Source organism: Microbulbifer sp., assembly GCF_051659245.1.
In the GTDB taxonomy this organism is placed as follows: Bacteria; Pseudomonadota; Gammaproteobacteria; order Pseudomonadales; family Cellvibrionaceae; genus Microbulbifer.
In genome coordinates this window covers 1-5,262 of the sequence record NZ_JBOFOC010000098.1, presented here as the reverse complement: position 1 = coordinate 5,262, position 5,262 = coordinate 1, and the positions used below count along the sequence as shown (strand labels likewise).

General features: G+C 64.8%; 5 protein-coding genes. 3 read left to right on the top strand and 2 right to left on the bottom strand.

Features of this window, described 5'->3' with window-relative positions:
* The 3 genes from ACRC0P_RS10620 to ACRC0P_RS10610 form a co-directional block, all read left to right on the top strand.
* A partial coding sequence (locus ACRC0P_RS10620) for a hypothetical protein (protein ID WP_438630658.1) occupies positions 1-224 on the top strand: 224 nt, incomplete at its 5' end.
* A 108-nt stretch (positions 225-332) separates the two neighbouring features.
* Complete coding sequence (locus tag ACRC0P_RS10615) at positions 333-2,774, top strand: TonB-dependent siderophore receptor (RefSeq protein WP_438630656.1); 2,442 nt, start codon at positions 333-335, stop codon at positions 2,772-2,774.
* Between the two features lie 99 nt (positions 2,775-2,873).
* Positions 2,874-3,803 (top strand): ROK family protein, encoded by a 930-nt coding sequence (locus tag ACRC0P_RS10610; RefSeq protein WP_438630654.1) that lies wholly within the window; start codon positions 2,874-2,876, stop codon positions 3,801-3,803.
* 30 nt (positions 3,804-3,833) lie between these two features.
* Here ACRC0P_RS10610 and ACRC0P_RS10605 read toward each other — a convergent pair whose 3' ends face one another.
* The gene (locus ACRC0P_RS10605) at positions 3,834-4,331 is read right to left on the bottom strand and encodes a hypothetical protein (RefSeq protein ID WP_438630652.1); all 498 of its coding nucleotides are present in this window, start codon (positions 4,329-4,331) and stop codon (positions 3,834-3,836) included.
* 37 nt (positions 4,332-4,368) lie between these two features.
* On the bottom strand, positions 4,369-5,169 hold the full coding sequence (gene cysE / locus ACRC0P_RS10600; RefSeq protein ID WP_438630650.1) for a serine O-acetyltransferase: 801 nt from the start codon (positions 5,167-5,169) through the stop codon (positions 4,369-4,371).
* Positions 5,170-5,262: the final 93 nt, after the last annotated feature.

Sequence of the window (5,262 nt, the reverse complement as noted above, 5' to 3'; positions counted from 1 at the left end):
AACCTGATACAGCAATCGCGGCCATGGGCCGCTTCTCTACAGGGTGCCGAGTCTTAGTGCCGCAGGCCTGGCCAGAACCGGCGCGGGTTTCAGGCCTCTTGGCGCTGTGGGAGCCTGCCCTGCAGGCGATTGAAGTGCCGGCAACACCCGTTTCTCACCCATTCCCCAATACCAGCTTCCGGCCCCGCACCGAACTCCGAAAACTGATTGTACAAATTAATTAACAGTGATTTAATTAATGGGCCGACACGCTACCAGTGTGCGAACGGCCAGTCCGCCGCCCGCGCGGGCAAGGATTTACAACGATAAAGAGATCCTTGAGGAGCATAACGATGAGAGACCAAGAATTAGTCCGCCGGGGCGGAAACTCCCGCGCCCGCAAACCCTTTGCCCCCCGCCTGCTGGCCTTGGCCGTCGCCGGTGCCCTCGTGCAGCCGGCCCTGGCCGATGACCTGCTGGAATTGGAAGAGGTGATGGTCACCGCCAGCCCCCGGCCCGTGTCCAAGATGGAGTCCAGCACCTCGGTCAGCTCAATGAACACCGACGACCTGGCCAATTACGCGCCCCGCTCTACCGCCGAGGCTTTCCGCAATATCCCCGGTATCCGCGCCGAGGCGTCCGGCGGCGAGGGCAATGCCAACATTGCCGTGCGCGGTCTGCCGGTGGCCTCCGGCGGCGCCAAGTTTCTGCAACTGCAGGAGGACGGTCTGCCGGTGATGCAGTTTGGCGATATCGCCTTCGGCAACGCCGATATCTTTCTGCGTCTCGACTCCACTGTCGGCCGGGTGGAATCCATTCGCGGCGGCTCCGCCTCCACTTTTGCTTCCAATTCACCGGGGGGCGTGATCAACGTGATCAGCAGGACCGGCGAGGAGGCCATGGGCAGCGCCAGCGCCACCGTCGGCCTGGATTACGACAGCGTGCGCACCGACTTCGAATACGGCGGCCCCCTGGCGGACGGCTGGCGCTATCACGTCGGCGGCTTCTACCGCGAGGGGGACGGCCCCCGCGACGCCGGCTACACCGGCAACTCCGGCGGCCAAATCAAGGCCAACCTGACCCGTGAATTCGACAACGGCTACGCGCGGGTTTACTTCAAGCACCTGGACGACAAGGCCGTCAGCTACATGCCCATGCCCGCCAGGGCCGGCGGCGGTTCCATTACCGGCTACGATATCCTCGGGGACACATTGCAGACGCCGCTGCTGAAAACCAATCTCGGCATCGGCGACGACGGCAACACCCGCCGCAGTGATATCACCGACGGCATGCACCCCGTCTACACCTCGGTGGGCACGGAGCTCTCCTTCGACCTGGGGGACAGCTGGACGGTGACCGACCGCTTCCGCAAGGCCTTTGTGGACGGCGGCTTCAACACCCCCTTTCCGGCGGAGATCGGCGACGCCCAGGGCATCGCCGAATCCATCGGCGGCGCCGGCGCCAGCCTGGTCTACGCCAACGGCTCTCAGGCCGGCACGGCGATCGCCGATCCCAGCGCGCTGAACGGCAACGGCCTGGCCATGCGCATGCACCTGTTCGATGTGGAATACAACGATCTCGGCAGCTACACCAACGACCTCAAGGTCAGCAAAGACTTCGACAGCGCCACCCTGACCTTCGGCTATTACGCGGCCTCCCAGAGCATCGACATGTCCTGGCTGTGGAACTCCTACCTGATGGAGGTCAAAGGCGATGAGGCGGCGCTGCTGGACGTGGTGAACGCGGACGGCGAATCGCAGACCGACGGCGGCCTGCTCGCCTACGGCGTGCCCTTCTGGGGCAACTGCTGCACCCGCAACTACGACGCCGAGTACGATATCCGCGCCCCCTACGTCTCCCTCGAGTGGCTGCTGGGCGACCTGACCCTGGACGCCAGCCTGCGCCACGACAGCGGCAGCGCCAGCGGCTCCTACGCCGGCAACCTGCAGATGAACGATGTGGACGTAAACGGCGACGGCACCATCTCCGTGCCGGAACAGAGCGTGTCCTTCGTGGACAACGCCAACGCCCTGCCGATTGACTACGACTGGAGCTACACCTCCTACTCCCTCGGCGCCAACTACCTGCTCACGGAGGACCTGGCGGTGTTCGGGCGCCTCAGCCACGGCGGCCGCGCCAACGCCGACCGCCTGTTGTTCGGCCCCAACGTGCTGCCCGACGGCGGCCTGCGGGACGACGAGGCCGCGGTGGACGAAGTGGACCAGGTGGAGACCGGGGTGAAATACCGGCGCGACAACCTGGGCCTGTTCGCAACCGCCTTCTACGCGGAAACCGAGGAGCAGAATTTCGAGGCCACTACCCAGACGTTCTTCGATCGCGACTACAAGGCGCAGGGCGTGGAGTTCGAAGGCTCCTATCAAATGGGCGATTTCAACCTCGCCGGCAGTGTGACCTGGACCGATGCCGAGATCGCCGGCGACAAGCTGAATCCGTCGCTGGAAGGCAACATCCCGCGCCGCCAGGCGGACTGGATCTACGCGCTGACGCCCTCCTACACCACCGACCGCTACAGTGTGGGGGTAAATATCATCGGCACCAGCGACGCCTATGCGCAGGACAACAATGACCTGAAATTCGATGCCTACACCCAGGCCAACCTGTTCGCCAATTATTTCATCACCCCGGCGCTTTCCGTCGGCCTGAACGTGAACAACCTCTTCGACGAAGAGGGGCTCACCGAGGCGGAAGAGGGCTCGGTGACCGAAAACGGTATTATCCGCGCCCGCTCCATCAACGGTCGCACCAGTTCAGTGACGTTCAAGTATGAATTCTGAGTTTGTCTCTGTTTGATACCACCGCTTGACCCGGACATCGCCCCCGATGTCCGGGCTCTTTTCCCCTGACTCAACAGAATTTTCGGGGCCTTTTTCACGATGTTACAGGCTGCTCAAAATGCACCGCTGCTGGCCGGCCTGGAAGCGGGCGGAACCAACTTCAACTGCGTGGTGGCCCGCGACCCGCACAGGATTCTCGCCTCCGCGCGCTTTTCCACCCTGAAACCGCAACACACCCTGACGGAAGTGCTGGCATTTTTTCGCGACGCGAGCGAGACGCTCGGCCCCCTGGGTACAATGGGAATCGCCAGCTTCGGGCCGGTGGACAACAATCCGGCCTCGCCCGACTACGGCCGCATCCTGAATACGCCCAAGTTCGACTGGGTGCAGGTCCACCTGCTGGACTGGTTTCGCGAAAAACTGGGGATTCCGGTGCGCCTGGACACCGACGTCAATGGCGCCGCCCTCGCGGAACAGCGCCTGGGAGCCGCCCGGGGAATCGACAATTTCATCTACGTCACCGTGGGCACCGGCATCGGCGCCGGCATCGTGATGGGCGGGCAGCTGATCAACGGCTTCACGCATACCGAAATAGGACATATGCGCATGTCCCGCGACGGAGAGCGGGACCCCTTCGCCGGCTGCTGCCCGTTCCACGGCGACTGCCTGGAGGGGTTGGCGTGCGGCCCCGCCCTGGAGCAGCGCTGGCAGCGCCCCGGCACGGAACTGCCGCCCTCCCACCCCGCCTGGGAACTGCAGGCGGATTACCTGGCCCAGATGTGCGCCAACCTGACCTATTGCTACGCGCCGGAGCGGATTATTATCGGTGGCGGCGTGATGCAGAACGCCTTTCTGTTCCCGTTGGTTCGGGAACGCGTGCAGCAGTTGCTGAACGGCTACGGGCCGGCCCCGGCGCTGGCGCACCCGGATTCCTATATCGTACCGCCGGCACTGGGCGGCGTATCCGGCCAGTTGGGCGCGCTCCTGTTGGCACAGCAGCAGCTCCATGGGAATTCCCCGGCCGCATAGGGAAGACCGCCCGCCACTGGTGTTTCCGCCCTACACCAACTGCCAGTCCGGCACCTGCACCGGCGGTACCGCCTGCTGCCTGGATGGGCGCTCGCTCTCCTCCAACAGATATCCTCCGGCCGGTTTCAGGCTCAGGTGGCTCACATCCACCTGCACCGCCTCTTTTCTCTCCCGCTCGTGCTCCCCGATCAGGTAGCCCTCCATCGGCACCAGGCTCCAGTCCGGCTGCGCCGGCGCCGGGCTGCCCTCGGGTTCGCTCGCCTGGGATGCAGGTGCCGGCGCCGCCGCCGGCTCGCCCTCGGGCTTCAGGCTGGATTGGGCGCCCAGTTTGGCCAGGGTCGCCTGCAGCTGTTCCGCCTGCGCTTTGTCCAGGCCTTTTTTAATCGCCAGCGGGCGGCCGCTGAACAGTTTTCCGATGGTTTCCGGGCCCGCCTTGAACAGGCGTGCCATGTTGGCTTTGACGTCGGCGGCGGTGTACCCAGGCATCAGGTCGCCGCGGAAAACCAGGCTGTATGTAGGTTGCGACATGGGCTTACCTCTTTTTTGTTGTTCTCAACTCAAGTGATTAGCCGTCTGAGTCCAGGGTCTGGTCCATGGTATAGGCCGGCTTCTCCCCGGCGCGGCCGACGACCCGGGCGGGCACGCCGGCCACGGTCCTGTGGGGCGGAACATCGCGCAGCACCAGGCTGCCGGCCGCGATCTTCACGCCCTCGCCGATTCTCACCGGGCCGAGGATCTTGGCCCCGGCGCCGATCATCACCCCGCGGCCGATTTTCGGGTGGCGGTCGCCGCCGCCACTGCCACTGCCGCCCAGGGTGACCGAGTGCAGCATGGATACGTCGTCCTCCACCACGCTGGTCTCCCCCACCACCAGACCGGTGGCGTGGTCGATCATAATACCGCAGCCGAAGCGCGCCGCCGGGTGGATATCCACCGCGAACTGCTCCGACACCCGGCTCTGGAAATACAGCGCGAGGATATGCCGCCCCTGCCGCCACAGCCAGTGCGCCACCCGGTGCGACTGCAACGCGTGGAAACCCTTGAAGTACAGAAAGGGAGTCAGGTACTGGTCGCAGGCGGGATCGCGATCGTACCAGGCGCAAATGTCCGCGCGCATGGCGCGGGAGATCTGCGGGTCGTCCGCCAGCGCTGCGGAGATGACTTCCTGCAGCGCGGTGGCGGTGAGGGCGCTGTGATTCAACACCGAAGCCAGCTGGTAGGCGAGTGCCCTGTCGAGGGATTTGTGGCGCAGCACCGTGTTGTGAAAATAGCTGGCCAATACCGGTTCGTCCGCCGCCGCGGCGGTGGCCTCGGCGCGCATCGCGCTCCAGATGTCCCGCTTTTCTATATCGCCGTTGATAGCCACTATCCTCTTCAGTCTTGGCTGTAGGAGCGGGGGGGGGCGGCCATCCGCCCATGCCCGCGAACAGAGCCCGATCGCGGGCATGGGCGGATGGCC

What these genes read in the sequence shown, in the direction of transcription:
- ACRC0P_RS10615 (WP_438630656.1), top strand. Translation starts at nt 333, where the DNA reads ATGAGAGACCAAGAATTAGTCCGCCGGGGCGGAAACTCCCGCGCCCGC.
- ACRC0P_RS10610 (WP_438630654.1), top strand. Translation starts at nt 2,874, where the DNA reads ATGTTACAGGCTGCTCAAAATGCACCGCTGCTGGCCGGCCTGGAAGCG.
- ACRC0P_RS10605 (WP_438630652.1), bottom strand. Translation starts at nt 4,331, where the DNA reads ATGTCGCAACCTACATACAGCCTGGTTTTCCGCGGCGACCTGATGCCT.